Genomic DNA, 14,988 nt, shown 5'->3' on the forward strand with positions numbered 1-14,988 from the left:
GGAACTGCCAGGCATCAAATAAGTAAGAAGGCCACCCGGAAGGGTGGCCTTTTTGCGTTTTAAGCCTCCTGAATCCACAGGATACTCAGCGTTTTGTCTGATATGTCGCGAGATCTTCAGGCGTATTGATATTAATAAAAGTCTCAGCCTGCTCAAAACTGACGGCCACGCCTCCCATTTCCTTAAGGAAAAACATAAGCTTGCGATCTCCACGTTGCAGATACGCAGCAAGCAGGGGAACCACGCTCCGGTGCATCAGGGCCAGCGTGGGATGATCCCGATCGACGCTGCGCACCCAGGCTACTTTGGCCTCTCTTTTTCCCTGCCAAAGCTGCTCTACTAAGTTCTGCGGAAGAAAGGGCGTATCGCAGGAAGCAAATGCCGCCCATTCTGTCTCGCTATGCTGTAAAGCGGCCAGCATTCCTGCCAGCGGGCCAGCAAACCCGGAAAAGGTATCGGAGAAGACTTCACAACCGCTCTCGCGATAGCGTTCGCTATGACGATTGGCGCTGATAATGACCTTAGTAACCTGTGGCCGCAGGCGTGCCAGAACATGCTGATAAAGAGGCTTGCCGTTCAGCAAAACCAGGCCCTTATCCTCACCGTTCATCCTTGAGCCTTTGCCGCCAGCGAGGATAACGCCCGTTATGTCCTCTGTTATAGGCTGTACTGGCTGATTCATGCGCCGCAATACCCCTCTTTTCATATGGATTTAAAGCTGATAACCTGGCGTATTATTCTGACCACAAGGAGCCTTGCCATGAAAAATCACCGTCTTAATGAACTGATCTCACTTTTGCAGCCTGAGTGGCAAAAAGAGCCGGATCTCAATCTGATGCAATTTTTGCAGAAACTGGCCTCTGAGTCAGGTTTTACTGGCCCCCTCGGCGATCTAACTGATGATATCCTGATCTATCACCTCAAAATGCGGGGCGTGGACAAAAGTGAACAAATTCCGGGTATTAAAAAAGACTATGAAGAGGATTTTAAGACCGCTCTTCTTCGCGCCAGAGGGGTAATCAAAGATTAAATCCCCGTTGCCATCCATGGCCGACCGCGTTTAGTGATATTCTTAACGGCTAATTCAAGCCTCGAGTATGCCGGATGAAAGAACCTGCTTTTAACTTTCAACATTTACACCCTGACGCGATCCTTGATGCGCTGTGGGAAACCGGAATCCGCGTGGAGTCAGGCTTAACGGCGCTCAATAGCTATGAAAATCGGGTTTACCAGTTTTCCGACGAAGACAAAAAACGTTATGTGGTGAAGTTTTACCGCCCTCAGCGCTGGTCTCAACAGCAGATAGAAGAAGAGCATCAGTTCACCGCCGAGCTGCTGGCTGATGAGATTCCCGTGGCGGCACCTCTGCTTTTACATGGGAAAACGCTTCATCAGCATCAGGGTTACTGGTATACGGTTTTCCCAAGCCTGGGCGGCAGACAGTATGAAACCGATAATTACGAGCATCTGGAATGGGTAGGGCGATTTCTTGGGCGCATCCATCAGACCGGGCAAAAAAGCACTTTTAACGTCCGCCCTACAATTGGCCTGGAAGAGTACATCACCGAGCCGCTCCAGGTTCTTGAAGCCAGTGAATTAATTCCGATCAAACTTAAGAGTGCTTTATTAGCCAGCGTCAGGCTGATAGGCACAACTTTACAAAAATGCTGGCATACTCAGTGGCAGCCGCTGCGGTTGCATGGCGACTGTCATCCCGGGAATATTCTCTGGCGTGATGGTCCGCTGTTTGTTGATCTCGACGATGCCCGCAATGGCCCTGCCGTGCAGGATCTGTGGATGTTAGTGAATGGCGATATTCAGGAACAACGTCTGCAATGGGATATTCTGCTGGAGGCCTACGGTGAGTTCTGTGAGTTCGACACACACGAATTGTCACTGATTGAACCTTTACGCGCTATGAGGATGGTTTATTATCTGGCGTGGGTCGTTCGCCGCTGGCAAGACCCTGCATTTCCAGCAAGTTTTCCGTGGATGACGGATGAAGATTTCTGGCGCAGGCAAATTTCACTATTTAACGAGCAGGCCCGGTTGTTGCAGGAGCCCCCGCTACAGCTGACGCCCGCATTCTAAGGCCGACCGTCTTTTCCGGTCCGCCCCTTTTTGCTGTTAGGAGAGAGTTTCACGATGAAAAAGATTTGGTTTGCGTTAGTTGGTCTGGTTCTGGCCTTCAGCGCGTCGGCAGCCCAGTTTACGGATGGCCAGCAGTACGTGACGATGCAGAAGCCCGCCACTGGTGAACCACAGGTCCTTGAGTTCTTCTCGTTCTTCTGCCCACACTGCTATGAGTTCGAACGCGTCTGGCACGTTAGCGATACGGTGAAGAAAGGCCTGCCTGCCGACACTAAAGTCACCAAATACCACGTAGAGTTCCTGGGCGGCGACATGGGCAAAACGGTCACTCAGGCGTGGGCAGTCGCCATGGCGCTGGGTGTGGAAGAAAAAGTGACTCCCCCACTCTTTGATGGTATCCAGAAGACTCAGACCATCACCGATCCGGCAAGCCTGAAAGACGCTTTCGTTAAGGCGGCTGGAATCACTCCTGAGCAGTACGATGCGGCCTGGAACAGCTTTGTGGTGAAATCCCTGGTTGCCCAGCAGGAAAAAGCGGCCCAGGATGTGGATCTGCGCGGCGTTCCGGCGATGTTTGTTAACGGCAAATATATGGTTAACAACGGCGGCCTGGATACCAGCTCGATGGACAACTATGTACAGCAATATGCCAACGTAGTGAAGTTCCTGCTGACGCAGAAGTGATTCCACGTCATGTTGTCATACGCCGGCTGAATGCCGGCGTTATTGTTTTAAGGCTACGCTGGCGTAGATGACCAAATAATTACGCTGGGAAGCGCCTGATCCAGAGGGATAGATCCTGTGCGATTGCCCGAAGGAATAATTAATATCCACATAAAATCAATTGCGTATGCCCTGCGTCATCGTAAGAATATTTTTGTTAACTTAATGAAATTGTTGAATTTTTAATATTAAAGAAATATTATATTCTGTTTGTGCAAATAGATTAGCAATTTTACGCACAAAGTTATCCACAGTTTGTTGTTGCGTCACCTCCCGCAAATTTAGCCGCCCGCTGAAGTTTATCCCTCAGGTTATTTCATCTTTATGGCTCAGCTGTGGCATCCTTAGCCTATTGAAAAAACCAACGAAGAACGTGACGACTTATGGCACAGATTGCAGAAAACCCGCTAATTTTGGTAGATGGCTCCTCTTACCTTTATCGCGCTTACCACGCGTTCCCTCCGCTGACGAACAGCGCGGGCGAGCCTACTGGGGCGATGTATGGCGTGCTGAATATGTTGCGCAGCCTGCTGCTGCAATATAAGCCCAGCCATGTGGCCGTGGTTTTTGATGCCAAGGGCAAAACCTTTCGCGATGAGCTTTTTGAGCATTACAAATCCCACCGTCCTCCTATGCCGGACGATCTGCGGTCGCAGATCGAGCCGCTGCATAATATGGTCAAAGCAATGGGGCTGCCGCTGCTGGCGGTAAGCGGCGTGGAAGCGGACGACGTTATCGGTACGCTTGCGCTTGAGGCCGGTAAAAAAGGGCTGCCGGTATTAATCAGCACCGGTGATAAAGATATGGCCCAGCTGGTAACGCCCGATATCACGCTTATTAATACCATGAATAACGCTATTCTTGGTCCGGATGAGGTCGTGGAAAAATACGGTATTCCCCCGGATTTAATCATCGATTTCCTGGCGCTAATGGGCGACTCATCCGATAACATTCCCGGCGTGCCGGGCGTGGGTGAGAAAACGGCCCAGGCCCTGCTGCAAGGGTTAGGCGGGATTAACGCTATCTATGAAAATCTGGATAAGGTCGCTGGCCTGACGTTCCGCGGGGCGAAAACGATGGCCGCGAAGCTGGAGGAAAATAAAGAACTCGCTTTCCTCTCATATCAGCTGGCCACCATAAAAACGGACGTGGAGCTGGAATTGACGTGTGAGCAGTTGACCGTCAATGAGCCCGCCGTTGCAGAGCTGCTGGCCATGTTCCGTCAGTATGAATTCAAACGGTGGATCGCCGATCTGGAAGAAGGGAAATGGCTTCAGGGGAAAAAGAGCAATCCTGCGGCGCAAAAAGCGCTGGTCGGGCAGGTTGAAGAGCAGGTGGAAGCAACCAGCACGCTGTCTGCTGACGGCTACGTCACCATTCTGGATGAAGAGACGTTTGAACGCTGGCTGAAGAAATTACAAGACAGCCCGCTGTTTGCTTTCGATCTGGAAACGGATTCGCTGGATACCCTCAGCGCCAAGATTGTCGGCCTCTCTTTTGCCGTGGAGCCAGGCGAAGCGGCTTACCTTCCCGTGGCTCATGACTACCTGGATGCGCCAGACCAGCTGGACCGCAACAGCGTGTTAGCGCGTCTTAAGCCCCTGCTGGAGGACCCGAAGCTGCTGAAGGTCGGCCAGAACCTGAAATACGACCGTGGCGTGCTCAAGAACTACGACATCGAGCTGGCGGGCATTAAATTCGATACCATGCTGGAGTCTTATGCGCTGAACAGCGTGGTAGGGCGCCATGATATGGATACGCTGGCTTCGCGCTGGCTGAATCATAAAACCGTCTCCTTTGAAGACATTGCCGGCAAGGGCAAAAAGCAGCTGACCTTCAACCAGATCGATTTGGAACAGGCGGCGCACTATGCGGCTGAAGATGCTGATGTCACTTTGCAGCTGCATCTGAAGATGTGGCCCAAGCTTGCGAAGGAGACGGGGCCAAAGCAGGTATTCGAAAATATTGAAATGCCGCTGCTCACGGTTATTTCCCGCATTGAGCGCAACGGCGTGCTGATCGATCGGGACATTCTGGCCGAACACTCGAAGGAGCTGACCGTTCGCCTGGCTGAGCTGGAGCAAAAGGCGCATGAGCTGGCTGGCGAGCCGTTCAACCTCTCCTCGCCTAAACAGCTGCAAACTATTCTCTTTGAAAAGCAGGGCATTAAGCCTACCAAAAAAACGCCGGGCGGCGCGCCATCAACCAGCGAAGAAGTGCTGGCCGAGCTGGCGCTGGACTATCCGCTGCCTAAGGTGATTCTGGAGAACCGCGGTCTGGCGAAGCTCAAGTCAACCTATACCGATAAGCTACCGCTGATGATTAATCCTGTCACCGGGCGAGTGCACACCTCCTATCATCAGGCGGTTACCGCGACGGGGCGACTCTCCTCGACGGACCCAAACCTGCAAAATATTCCGGTGAGAAATGAAGAGGGGCGCCGTATCCGTCAGGCGTTCATTGCCGCCAAAGACCACAAGATTGTGGCGGCGGACTACTCGCAGATTGAGCTGCGCATTATGGCGCATCTTTCGCAGGACAAAGGCTTGCTGAGCGCGTTTGCTGAAGGCAAGGATATTCACCGGGCAACGGCCGCCGAAGTGTTCGGGATGGCGCTGGACAAGGTGACCAGCGAGCAGCGTCGCAGCGCGAAAGCAATTAACTTCGGCCTGATCTACGGCATGAGCGCCTTTGGCCTGTCCCGACAGCTGAACATTGGCGCCGGTGAGGCAAAAAGGTATATGGACCTGTATTTCGAGCGCTACCCTGGCGTGCTTGAGTATATGGAAAGCACGCGCCAGCAGGCTGCGGAGAAGGGCTATGTCTCGACGCTGGACGGCCGACGCCTCTATTTGCCGGACATCAACGCCAGCAATGCAATACGCCGTAAGGCGGCTGAACGGGCGGCGATCAATGCGCCGATGCAGGGCACGGCTGCCGATATTATCAAAAAAGCGATGATTGCCGTCGATGGCTGGCTGACGCCACAAGCCTCGACAGACGTGAAGATGATTATGCAGGTGCACGATGAACTGGTTTTTGAAGTGAAAGCGTCTGAAGTGGAGGCGGCAACGGTAAAAATTCGCGAGCTGATGGAGAACAGCATGAAGCTGGACGTGCCGCTACAGGTCGACATTGGCGTTGGCGATAACTGGGAGCAGGCTCACTAACGTCGCAGCTGGCAGCGGATGGGACTGATTTTATAGCGAATTCAGTCTCATTTTTCAGCCATAAGAAAATGCTTTGTTTAATCGGTTCAGCCTCAGGATATGCGGCAATCCCGCACGGAATTTCACCTAACCGCCTCACCTGAAAGCATTTTTTCTGTAATTTAGCTACAGGCAGAATCGTTTTATGTGACCTGAGTTGGATAACACGCGGTGTTTTATGAAAATTAACTACAAAAAACCCTTTTGAGGGCCGAAAAAATCATGTAGAGTTTGAGTTGTAGGGTACAGAGGTAAGATGTTCTATCTTTCAGACCTTTTACTTCACGTAATCGGATTTGGCTGAATATTTAGCCGCCCCAGTCTTATGACTGGGGCGTTTTTTATTGGGCGCCAGTCAGGCCCGAAGGCCCTTCAATCCCATTTGGCGGGCTGTTATTCCTCGGTCGCTGGCGGCAGTGCGCTAAACCAGCTATCGAGCTGATCGCGCAGCTTATCAACGCCGATTTTCTTCAGGGAAGAGAACATTTCTACCCGAACCTCGCCAACAAATTCTTTCGTCGCTTCGCGCACGGCGTTTAGCTGCGCCTTACGCGCGCCGGAAGCCAGCTTGTCAGCTTTAGTTAACAGTACCAGCACCTCGATGCCGCTTTGCACGGCCCACTGAATCATCTGCTGATCCAAATCCTTCAGCGGATGACGAATATCCATCAGCACCACCAGGCCTTTCAGGCACTCGCGCATTTGCAGATATTCAGCCAGCGCCTTTTGCCATTTCAACTTCATCTCTTCAGGCACTTCCGCGTAGCCATAGCCCGGTAGATCGACCAGACGATAGCCTTCGGCTACCTGAAAAAGGTTAATCAGCTGCGTGCGTCCGGGCGTTTTACTGGTGCGAGCCAGGCTTTTCTGATTGGTCAGCGTATTGAGCGCGCTGGATTTTCCTGCATTGGAGCGACCGGCAAACGCAACTTCAAGACCGGTATCGGCTGGAAGGTGACGAATGTCAGGGGCACTGGTGACAAAATGAGTAACGTGATAATTCCAGCCAGACAAAATAAAAACTCCAGATATAAGGTCAATTGCGCTGAGTATACCCTGTATAGAATGAAAGCGCCCAACCGACCTTTTTTGCTGTTCCGGTTTTGTAAGAGATTGGCTATTAATTTTGCCAGCACTTTCCTCTTTTTTAATCAGGGATGAAACTATAAATCATTTTATAACAATTGGTTGGGTGATTTTCGTGCCTGAGGTGAGCAAGTTTGTTCTCCAGGCTACCTTGTGAGTTTGACCATTTAGTCTAAAGTAGTTGCCAGAGCCAGGAGGGTTCTCTTCAGGAAGAAGCGCTCAGGGGCATCAGGCGATGCGGAGCAGGGAAGGAATGGCGTTGGGAGTCAACGCATCAGGGAAAGGATTGAGCTCAGGACGAGACTCTCAGGCAAAGGAAAACCGGGATGTTGCATGCCAAAAAGGATGCTGATTAAGTTAGTCCTTCTGCGGAAGGTGCGAAAAAAGGCGACAGGGTGACCTGCCGCCTTTTTTCTTCGTCTGCTTTCTGCTAGATTCCGCCGCAATTCTATACTGAATATAAATCGTCTGAGAGCAGAAATCATGAAGCAACCCGCACGCGCGCCCCAGGATAAGAAACCGGCAGCAAAAACCAAGCGTAAATCGCGCGACGAAGTCAACGCGGAAGCTCGCGATCGTAAGCGTGAAAAAAAACATCGCGGTAATGCTTCCGGCAGCCGGGCGAATCCCGTCGCCGCCAGCCAGAAAAGCAGCGGCAGCACGGCAAGCAAAGATCCGCGCATTGGCAGCAAAAAAGCGATAGCGCTGGGCCCGGTCGCGGCTGAGACTCAGTCCGTTAAAAAGACCGCTAAGGTAGCCAGGCCAGCGGAAGAGAAAAAGAGTCGCCTGTCGCCTGAAGAGGAACTGGCGAAGCTGGAAAACGACCAGCGTCTGGATGCGCTGCTGGATCGGCTGGAAAAAGGAGAGACTCTGCCTGCGGAAGACCAGGCCTGGCTTGACCAGACTCTTGACCGCATCGACGTTCTGATGGAACAGCTGGGCATTGCGCTGGACGACGACGTTGAGGATGAGCAGGCGGAAGAAGATATGTATCGTCTGCTGAAAGGCGGCCAGTAGTCTTCCCTGCTTTGCTGGGTAAAATTGAGGTGGCGCAAACTTGCGCTGCCCATTCCTGAGGGTTTCTCTGCGAATGAATTGGCTTGGATCAATTTTCGTGCTGATTCTGCTCTGCAGCCTGGGCCGGTTATTCGTTAAACTACGTCGTCTTTCGCGGCTGAAAGCCCGACTGCACCGAGCGACCGTCCGCCAGCCTTTCAGGCATTCTCCTCTCACCCGACGGCCGGCATCCAGACGCCCATCCAGGAGTGAACGATATGACGCAGAGGATTGAATGGGATCAGCATCTGATCCAGAAGTACAACATCTCCGGTCCCCGCTATACCTCCTATCCGACCGCGCTGGAGTTCTCCGGGCAGTATGACGAGGCGGCCTTTCTGCAGGCGGCAAACCGCTATCCCGATCGGCCTCTGTCCCTTTATATCCACATTCCTTTCTGCCATCGCCTTTGCTACTTCTGCGGTTGCAATAAGGTCGTCACGCGTCAGCAGCATAAAGCGGATGCGTATCTGGATGCGCTGGCGGTGGAAATTCAGGCCCGCGCAGCGCTGTTTCGTGGCCGAACGGTTAGCCAGATGCATTGGGGCGGCGGCACGCCGACCTATTTGAATAAAAGCCAGATCACCCGGCTGATGGATCTCCTGCGCCAGTCTTTCTCGTTCAGCGAGGGGGCGGAAATGTCGATTGAGGTCGATCCGCGAGAGATTGCGTTGGATGTGCTGGATCATTTGCGCGCGGCAGGCTTCAACCGCCTGAGCATGGGCGTACAGGATTTCAACAAGCAGGTGCAGGAGAAGGTCAATCGCGTCCAGGATGAACAGACCATCGTCGATCTTATTGCGCGGGCTCGCCGGGTTGGTTTTGCTTCAATCAGCCTCGATCTTATTTATGGTCTGCCGATGCAAACGCCGGAGAGTTTTGCTTTCACCCTGAAGAAAGTCATCGCGCTTAACCCGGACCGGCTGAGCGTGTTTAACTATGCGCACATGCCTGCCTTATTTGCCGCTCAGCGCAAAATCAAAGAGGCAGATTTACCTTCCGCCCAGCAGAAAATGGATATTCTGCAACAGTCCATCGCCATGCTGACGGGAGAAGGCTATCAGTTTATCGGTATGGATCATTTTGCCCGTCCCGATGATGAACTGGCTATCGCCCAGCGGGAAGGGAAGCTGCACCGTAATTTCCAGGGCTACACCACGCAGGGCGACAGCGATCTGCTGGGAATGGGCGTTTCAGCCATCAGCATGATCGGTGACAGCTATGCACAGAATGAAAAAGAGCTTAAAGCCTGGTATGCCGCAGTGGCGGAGAGACAACGGGCATTATGGCGCGGCGTGAAGCTGTCTGCCGATGATTGCCTGCGTCGCGACGTGATTAAAGCGCTGATGTGTAATTTCTCACTGAATTTTGCTGACTTCGATACCAGGGAGCAGACCTTTAGCGACTATTTTGCCGACGATCTGGCCCTGCTGGCGCCATTTATTAAGGATGGGCTGGTGGAACGGCACGAGAAGGGCCTTCAGGTGACCGCTAAGGGCCGTTTGCTGGTCAGGAATGTCTGTATGTGCTTTGACGTCTACCTGCGGCAGAAGGCGCGTATGCAGCAATTCTCGCGGGCGATTTAATCCCTCGGCGCTTGCCCCGTTGGTGGGCGAGTCGCCCGAAGGCAATACCGGAGAAAAGGGCTACTCTGCCGCGAGTAGTGCTTCTGCGGTCTTCTCATCAGTAATCAGGCCGTGCAGGATTCCGCCCTTTAAAACGGCGCGGATGGCCGCGACTTTGCCAGAACCACCCGCAATGGCCACAATGCGCTCTTTATGGTTCGGATCCAGCGACACGGCGACGGTGCGCGAGGTTAGCGGCGTGGTAACCTGATAGCCTTTTTTGTCAATGAAGTGCCCGAGGATTTCACCCACCGCGCCAGAGGCCGAAATATCGCGTATCTCATCCTCCTGGATCATGCCTGCCTCAACTAACTGTGCCGCAGGTTCGACCGTCCCAATTCCCACCAGTTTAAGTGCCGCACTCTGCGCCAGAGCAAAGATTTCGCTGACCCCACTTTGTGCCAGCAGGACTTGTTTATCTTCCTGAGTGTTGGCAAAAAACGGGACGGGCATAATGTAGGCGCTTCCTCCGGTTTTATCAGCAATACGGTGCATCACGTCGTGGGGATTGAGAGCATAACTGCGGGTCAGGCAGCCCAACAGGGAGACAAAGCGCACCTGACTGGCATCAATTCTCGGCATCTGCTGGATCATCGCCGCAAGCGTACGACCATGTCCGAGGCCAATGGTCGCCTCGGGATTGGCCAGCAGCTGTGAACGTAAAAAATCCGCTCCCGCCATGCCCAGCGCCCGAACCGGCAGACCTTCTTCCGCCAGGTCTGGCGCCACCTGACAGAAACTGAGCCCGAAACGCGTCCGCAGTCGATTTTCCAGTTCAAGGCATTCCACAATATCGCCATCAATACTGATCTTCACCGCGCCTTCAGCCACTACTCTGGCGATCATTCGGTGGGTTTTTACCGACGGCAATCCCAGCCGCTTTGCCACTTCTGCCTGAGTCATCCCGCCCACGTAGTGAAGCCACGCAGCGCGCAGCGCGAGAGAATCCTCTGCGTCTCTGGGGGCAACAGTCTGTCTCATCGCATACCTCTGTCCTGTGGGCGACCATGCCCGAAAAAGTTGGATGTACCTTACCGCTTCAGCGTCTGATGTCCAGCGTCACAAGTGCAGATCCTGCTCGCCGGTGTCAATCCACGGCTGCCAGAAAGCCACGCTTTCGGCGATCTGCTGGATGACAAGGCGATCGCTTGGCTCGCGCTCCTTAAAACTCAGCTCCAGGCAGATCTCGTTATCTTTTGCTCCCCCGCGTTGCAGCGCGTCCAGCAGGGGTTGGGGTTGGATGCGCCCGCTGGCGTTAAATTCTGCGGTGAAAGGACGATGACCGCCCTTATCCTGCATACTTTGCTTGATATGGATGATGGGCGAGCGGCACGGCACAGACTCAGCCCAGGCGTAGGGATCGTAATCCAGCGGATTGTCTGAGGTTATGTCGCCATGATCGATATCCGCCATCAACCGCATTGGAATAGCCATCTGCGCCGCCTCAAGCCGCTGTTGTAAAGCCAGACAGCCGCCGATCGTTTCTCCAAATTCCCGCCCAACGCTCATCGGTTCCCAGAACAAATACTGCAACCCGGCAGCCTGAGCGTGTTCCGCTACCTCTCTCCAGCATTCCATCGCCTGCCCGGTCAACATCTCACGCCGCCCGGCATCGTCAAAATCACGGTATGTGAAGATGGCAAACTGGGAGCCGACTGACTTCCCTCCCAGTTCGGCGATAACATCGGCAAAGGTTTTAAACCACTCCACGTAATACCGGCGGACATTAGGGTCGGGATGCCCGAAATGATTCAGCCTGCCGTACGGGCCGGTCATGCCGGATGTCACTTGCACACCAGTGCGAGCCAGCGCAGCCTTCATCCGCCTTGTCATGCTACGGATTAGCGATGCAGGCCAGCCTGGATTGATAAACTCATGGGTCAGCTGAAGGTCACGGATGCGAAGTTGCTGCGCTACGGTGTCAATCAGATCCTCTGGCTCCGCGAAGCGGTTCACCAGCGGATTGGTATTCAGTGAGAGTGTCAGTGCCATTTTTGCCTCCGTCCCTCAGCCCGCGCCCGCAAGCCTGACAGGCTCGCTGATAAACTGTTCAGTAAACCAGGCCGTGAACTGCTGCTGCTGCTGCGCCGTGAGATGCAAGCCGTGCTTGGTGCGGCGGACCAGAATATCCTCCGCCTGCTGTGCCCACTCATGCCTGACCAGATAGCGAGCCTCGGCTTCGTAAAGTTGCCCGCCAAAGTGGCGTCCCAACCCTTCAAGCGTGGTGGCATTGCTTAGCAACACGTTGCTGCGCGCCCCATACAGGCGGGTGTAATGCTTGCGCAGTTCATGAGGAAGCCACGGATAGCGCGTTTTAAGCTGCTGTGAAAAACTTTCAATATCAGCGTCAGGGATTTCACCACCCGGCAGCACTGCGCTGAGGGTCCAGTCCTTGCCCATCTGCGGGAAGTAGCCGCTGAGGCGTTGTAGGGCATGTTCAGCCAGCTTGCGAAAAGTGGTGATTTTACCGCCGAAGACATGCAACAACGGCGCGCCCCCTTTGCTGTCAAGATCGAAGAGGTAATCACGCGTCACAGCGGAAGGGTTCCCTTTGCCGTCGTCAAACAGTGGACGCACGCCGGAGAAGCTGGTGATAACGTCTTCTGCCGTCAGTTTCACTTTGAAGTAACGATTGACCGCATCCATCAGATACTGAATTTCGCTATCATCTGCGGTAACTCTTTCCGCCTGACCGTCATAGGGGATATCCGTGGTGCCGATCAGCGCTTTGTCACCTTCGTAAGGGTTTATAAAGATCACGCGCTTGTCATGGTTTTGCACCAGATAAGCCTGCTGGCCTTCCCAGAATTTCGGCACAATAATGTGCGATCCCTTCACCAGCCGCACCTTACGGCTGCTTTGGCTGTGGGTGACGTTTTGAATGATATCCAGCACCCAGGGACCCGCTGCATTGATCAGTGCTTTCGCCCGGACGGTTTGGGTGGTGCCATGCGTAATATCCTGTAGCGTAATTTCCCAGTGATCGGCACGGCGCACCGCGGCCTGGCAACGGGTTCGGGTAAGAATGGTGGCGCCGTGTTCGGCAGCATCCAGGGCGTTCAGCGTGACGAGCCTTGCATCATCAACCCAGCAGTCAGAGTATTCGAAGCCACGCGCGTATTTATCCATCAGCGGTGCGCCTTCTGGATCACGCTTGAGATTCAGGGTGCGTGTGCCCGGCAGTTTTTGTCTGCCGCCAAGGTGGTCGTACAGGAACAAACCCAGCCGTACCAGCCAGGCTGGACGATCCTGTGGGCTGTGAGGCAGCACAAAGCGCATCGGCCAGATAATGTGGCAGGCGGAGTTGAGTAGCACTTCGCGCTCGATCAGCGCTTCACGCACCAGCCTGAATTCATAATATTCCAGGTAGCGCAGACCACCGTGGATCAGCTTCCCAGAGCGGGAGGAAGTGCCCTGGGCAAGGTCATCTTTTTCACACATCATCACGGTCAGGTTGCGGCCTGCAGCATCACGCGCAATGCCCGCGCCATTGATTCCGCCACCAATGATAAACAGGTCCAGCAGAGGTGCTTCACTCATTTTTCACTCCTCACGGGCGGACGTATCGCCCCGTGTAACATCAGTTTTCAAAGCGTTTACGCACGTTATGCAATCCGCCCCAGACGGGCGGCAGCACATCTCGTACCAGGCGATAGCTGTCATACAGCGCGGTAAAACGCGCCAGCTCCGTTGGCTCCGGTTGTTCACTGGCTCCCAGTAGCGGCGTAACCCAGGTTTTTACGCAGGCGTCCATATCGGGATAAGCCCCAATTGCCACGGCAGCCATCATGGCGGCCCCTGCTGCACCGGCCTCTTCGCGGGCATTGATACGGACCGTTGAACCTACCGCTGCGGCAAAGATCTGCCGGAGTTGTGCCGAACGGCCTGCGCCGCCGGAGAGGCGGATCTCGCGCGGGATGTCGCCCATGGCCTGATAACAGTCGCGAGCAGCCAGACCGATACCTTCTATGACCGAACGCAGCAGGTCGGCAAAGCCGTGATGGGATTTAAGGCCGATAAAGCTGGCGCGAGCCTCCGCATTGACAAAGGGACCGCGCTCACCGGCCTCAGAGATATAGGGATGAAACAGCAGGGAGTCTGGCGGGGCGGAAGTCAGCCAGCGATCAATCTGTTTAACCAACATGCCGTGATCGACCTGGCCACCAAAGTCATTGATCAGCGAGGCCGCCAGGTTCAACGCCCAGTCGAGGTTCAGCGTGGCCGCCATGTTGGTCTGCACCTGGGTCACCACGTTGGGAATGGGCAGGGCGATGACATAGCCCGTCTGCTCTTGATTTAACCAGACGCGATCGGCTGTTACGGCACGCATGTGCACCCCAGTGGACCCCACGATAGAGCAGCCAGTGTTTTCTTCACCGGTATGGACACCGGCGCCCAGCGCTGTCATCACCATATCGACATAGCCCAGACAAACCGGTGTACCTTCACGCAGGCCCGTCGCCTGGGAAGCCTCTGCACTCAGTGGATGAGTTACCTGGGTGCCTTCCACAATCTCCGGCAGTAAGCGCCGGTGAGCCGTCAGCCCCAACGCCTCAATGACCTGGTCGTCGTATTGCCGGTTGCGGAAATTGCCGAAGGTAAAGCTGGCTTCTGAAGGATCGGTCGCCCGGATGCCGGTCAGGTTCAGGTACAACCAGTCTTTACAGTGCAGGGCGCATTCCGCCTGATTCAGCAATGCCGGAAAATAGCGATCCATATGCGCCATTTGAGCACCTTGCTGGCAGGTATTTAATCCGGTGCCGGTGGCTTCAAACCGCGCTCTGGCAGCAGGATCGTCCTTCAGCCTTTGCACTGTCGGCGCGGCGCGGCCGTCCAGCCAGATCCAGGCATCGCCTACCGGCTGGTTAGCCTTGCCCACTAGCCAGGTACCGTCGCCCTGTCCGGTTACCGCTATCGCTACTACTCGCTGGGACAGGTTTGCCACCTCCAGCGACAGCAAGCGGATCGCTTTCACGCAATCTCGCCAGGTACGCGCCATATCCTGCTGTGCAGATCCTTCCGCTCCACTCTGATAATGATTGCGCACAGCCCCGCTGCCGAGCTGCCTGCCTTCGGGGTCGAAAGCCACCGCTTTCACTACGGAAGTGCCAGCGTCAATCCCGACAATAATCTCCCGGTTATCCATGCAGGTCTCCAAAGGGTGATGACGTTCACTGACGCCAGATGAAGAGGGTTTT

13 protein-coding genes are annotated in these 14,988 nt (G+C 54.4%); 7 read left to right on the forward strand and 6 right to left on the reverse strand.

The window, feature by feature from the left end; all coding sequences use genetic code 11:
• Positions 1-85: 85 nt before the first annotated feature.
• Positions 86-682, reverse strand: a complete 597-nt coding sequence (gene mobA / locus NG99_RS03270) for a molybdenum cofactor guanylyltransferase MobA (protein WP_034888387.1) — start codon at positions 680-682, stop codon at positions 86-88.
• 78 nt (positions 683-760) lie between these two features.
• On the opposite strand from mobA, the gene NG99_RS03275 reads away from it, so the two are divergent.
• The 5 genes from NG99_RS03275 to NG99_RS30480 all read left to right on the forward strand — a co-directional run bounded on the left by NG99_RS03275 (position 761) and on the right by NG99_RS30480 (position 6,327).
• Complete coding sequence (locus NG99_RS03275; RefSeq protein WP_034888389.1) at positions 761-1,030, forward strand: YihD family protein; 270 nt, start codon at positions 761-763, stop codon at positions 1,028-1,030.
• Positions 1,031-1,104: 74 nt separating this feature from the next.
• Positions 1,105-2,091: a serine/threonine protein kinase gene (locus NG99_RS03280; protein ID WP_034888391.1), complete on the forward strand. Its 987-nt coding sequence runs from the start codon at positions 1,105-1,107 to the stop codon at positions 2,089-2,091.
• 54 nt (positions 2,092-2,145) lie between these two features.
• Positions 2,146-2,775 carry a thiol:disulfide interchange protein DsbA gene (gene dsbA / locus NG99_RS03285; protein WP_034888393.1) on the forward strand — a complete coding sequence of 210 codons (630 nt, stop codon included), beginning with the start codon at positions 2,146-2,148 and terminating at the stop codon, positions 2,773-2,775.
• A 422-nt stretch (positions 2,776-3,197) separates the two neighbouring features.
• Positions 3,198-5,984 (forward strand): DNA polymerase I, encoded by a 2,787-nt coding sequence (polA, locus tag NG99_RS03290; protein WP_034888394.1) that lies wholly within the window; start codon positions 3,198-3,200, stop codon positions 5,982-5,984.
• Positions 5,985-6,279: 295 nt separating this feature from the next.
• A complete protein-coding gene (locus NG99_RS30480; RefSeq protein WP_071892919.1) occupies positions 6,280-6,327 on the forward strand; it encodes a spot 42 RNA, inhibition of DNA synthesis in 48 nt (15 codons plus the stop codon).
• An 89-nt stretch (positions 6,328-6,416) separates the two neighbouring features.
• On the opposite strand, the gene yihA is transcribed toward NG99_RS30480, so the two are convergent.
• A complete protein-coding gene (gene yihA, locus NG99_RS03295; RefSeq protein ID WP_034888396.1) occupies positions 6,417-7,037 on the reverse strand; it encodes a ribosome biogenesis GTP-binding protein YihA/YsxC in 621 nt (206 codons plus the stop codon).
• A gap of 555 nt (positions 7,038-7,592) precedes the next feature.
• Between yihA and yihI the strand changes: the two genes are divergently transcribed.
• Positions 7,593-8,126, forward strand: a complete 534-nt coding sequence (yihI, locus tag NG99_RS03300) for a Der GTPase-activating protein YihI (protein WP_034888398.1) — start codon at positions 7,593-7,595, stop codon at positions 8,124-8,126.
• Positions 8,127-8,383: 257 nt separating this feature from the next.
• A complete protein-coding gene (gene hemN, locus NG99_RS03305) occupies positions 8,384-9,751 on the forward strand; it encodes an oxygen-independent coproporphyrinogen III oxidase (RefSeq protein ID WP_034888400.1) in 1,368 nt (455 codons plus the stop codon).
• 60 nt (positions 9,752-9,811) lie between these two features.
• Here hemN and NG99_RS03310 read toward each other — a convergent pair whose 3' ends face one another.
• The 4 genes from NG99_RS03310 to NG99_RS03325 all read right to left on the reverse strand — a co-directional run bounded on the left by NG99_RS03310 (position 9,812) and on the right by NG99_RS03325 (position 14,936).
• Positions 9,812-10,771 (reverse strand): sugar-binding transcriptional regulator, encoded by a 960-nt coding sequence (locus NG99_RS03310; protein WP_034888402.1) that lies wholly within the window; start codon positions 10,769-10,771, stop codon positions 9,812-9,814.
• Between the two features lie 78 nt (positions 10,772-10,849).
• Positions 10,850-11,782: a sugar phosphate isomerase/epimerase family protein gene (locus tag NG99_RS03315; protein WP_034888404.1), complete on the reverse strand. Its 933-nt coding sequence runs from the start codon at positions 11,780-11,782 to the stop codon at positions 10,850-10,852.
• Between the two features lie 15 nt (positions 11,783-11,797).
• Positions 11,798-13,330 carry a glycerol-3-phosphate dehydrogenase gene (locus NG99_RS03320; protein WP_034888406.1) on the reverse strand — a complete coding sequence of 511 codons (1,533 nt, stop codon included), beginning with the start codon at positions 13,328-13,330 and terminating at the stop codon, positions 11,798-11,800.
• Positions 13,331-13,370: 40 nt separating this feature from the next.
• The gene (locus NG99_RS03325; RefSeq protein WP_034888408.1) at positions 13,371-14,936 is read right to left on the reverse strand and encodes an FGGY-family carbohydrate kinase; all 1,566 of its coding nucleotides are present in this window, start codon (positions 14,934-14,936) and stop codon (positions 13,371-13,373) included.
• Between the last annotated feature and the right edge of the window lie 52 nt (positions 14,937-14,988).

The sequence above is a fragment of the Erwinia typographi genome, assembly GCF_000773975.1.
Taxonomy (GTDB): domain Bacteria; phylum Pseudomonadota; class Gammaproteobacteria; order Enterobacterales; family Enterobacteriaceae; genus Erwinia; species Erwinia typographi.

Excerpts from the sequence above, each read along its gene's own strand:
- hemN (WP_034888400.1), top strand. The coding sequence starts at position 8,384 with ATGACGCAGAGGATTGAATGGGATCAGCATCTGATCCAGAAGTACAAC.
- NG99_RS03275 (WP_034888389.1), top strand. The coding sequence starts at position 761 with ATGAAAAATCACCGTCTTAATGAACTGATCTCACTTTTGCAGCCTGAG.
- NG99_RS03320 (WP_034888406.1), bottom strand. The coding sequence starts at position 13,330 with ATGAGTGAAGCACCTCTGCTGGACCTGTTTATCATTGGTGGCGGAATC.
- NG99_RS03310 (WP_034888402.1), bottom strand. The coding sequence starts at position 10,771 with ATGAGACAGACTGTTGCCCCCAGAGACGCAGAGGATTCTCTCGCGCTG.
- NG99_RS03315 (WP_034888404.1), bottom strand. The coding sequence starts at position 11,782 with ATGGCACTGACACTCTCACTGAATACCAATCCGCTGGTGAACCGCTTC.
- dsbA (WP_034888393.1), top strand. The coding sequence starts at position 2,146 with ATGAAAAAGATTTGGTTTGCGTTAGTTGGTCTGGTTCTGGCCTTCAGC.
- mobA (WP_034888387.1), bottom strand. The coding sequence starts at position 682 with ATGAATCAGCCAGTACAGCCTATAACAGAGGACATAACGGGCGTTATC.
- yihI (WP_034888398.1), top strand. The coding sequence starts at position 7,593 with ATGAAGCAACCCGCACGCGCGCCCCAGGATAAGAAACCGGCAGCAAAA.
- NG99_RS03325 (WP_034888408.1), bottom strand. The coding sequence starts at position 14,936 with ATGGATAACCGGGAGATTATTGTCGGGATTGACGCTGGCACTTCCGTA.
- NG99_RS03280 (WP_034888391.1), top strand. The coding sequence starts at position 1,105 with ATGAAAGAACCTGCTTTTAACTTTCAACATTTACACCCTGACGCGATC.
- polA (WP_034888394.1), top strand. The coding sequence starts at position 3,198 with ATGGCACAGATTGCAGAAAACCCGCTAATTTTGGTAGATGGCTCCTCT.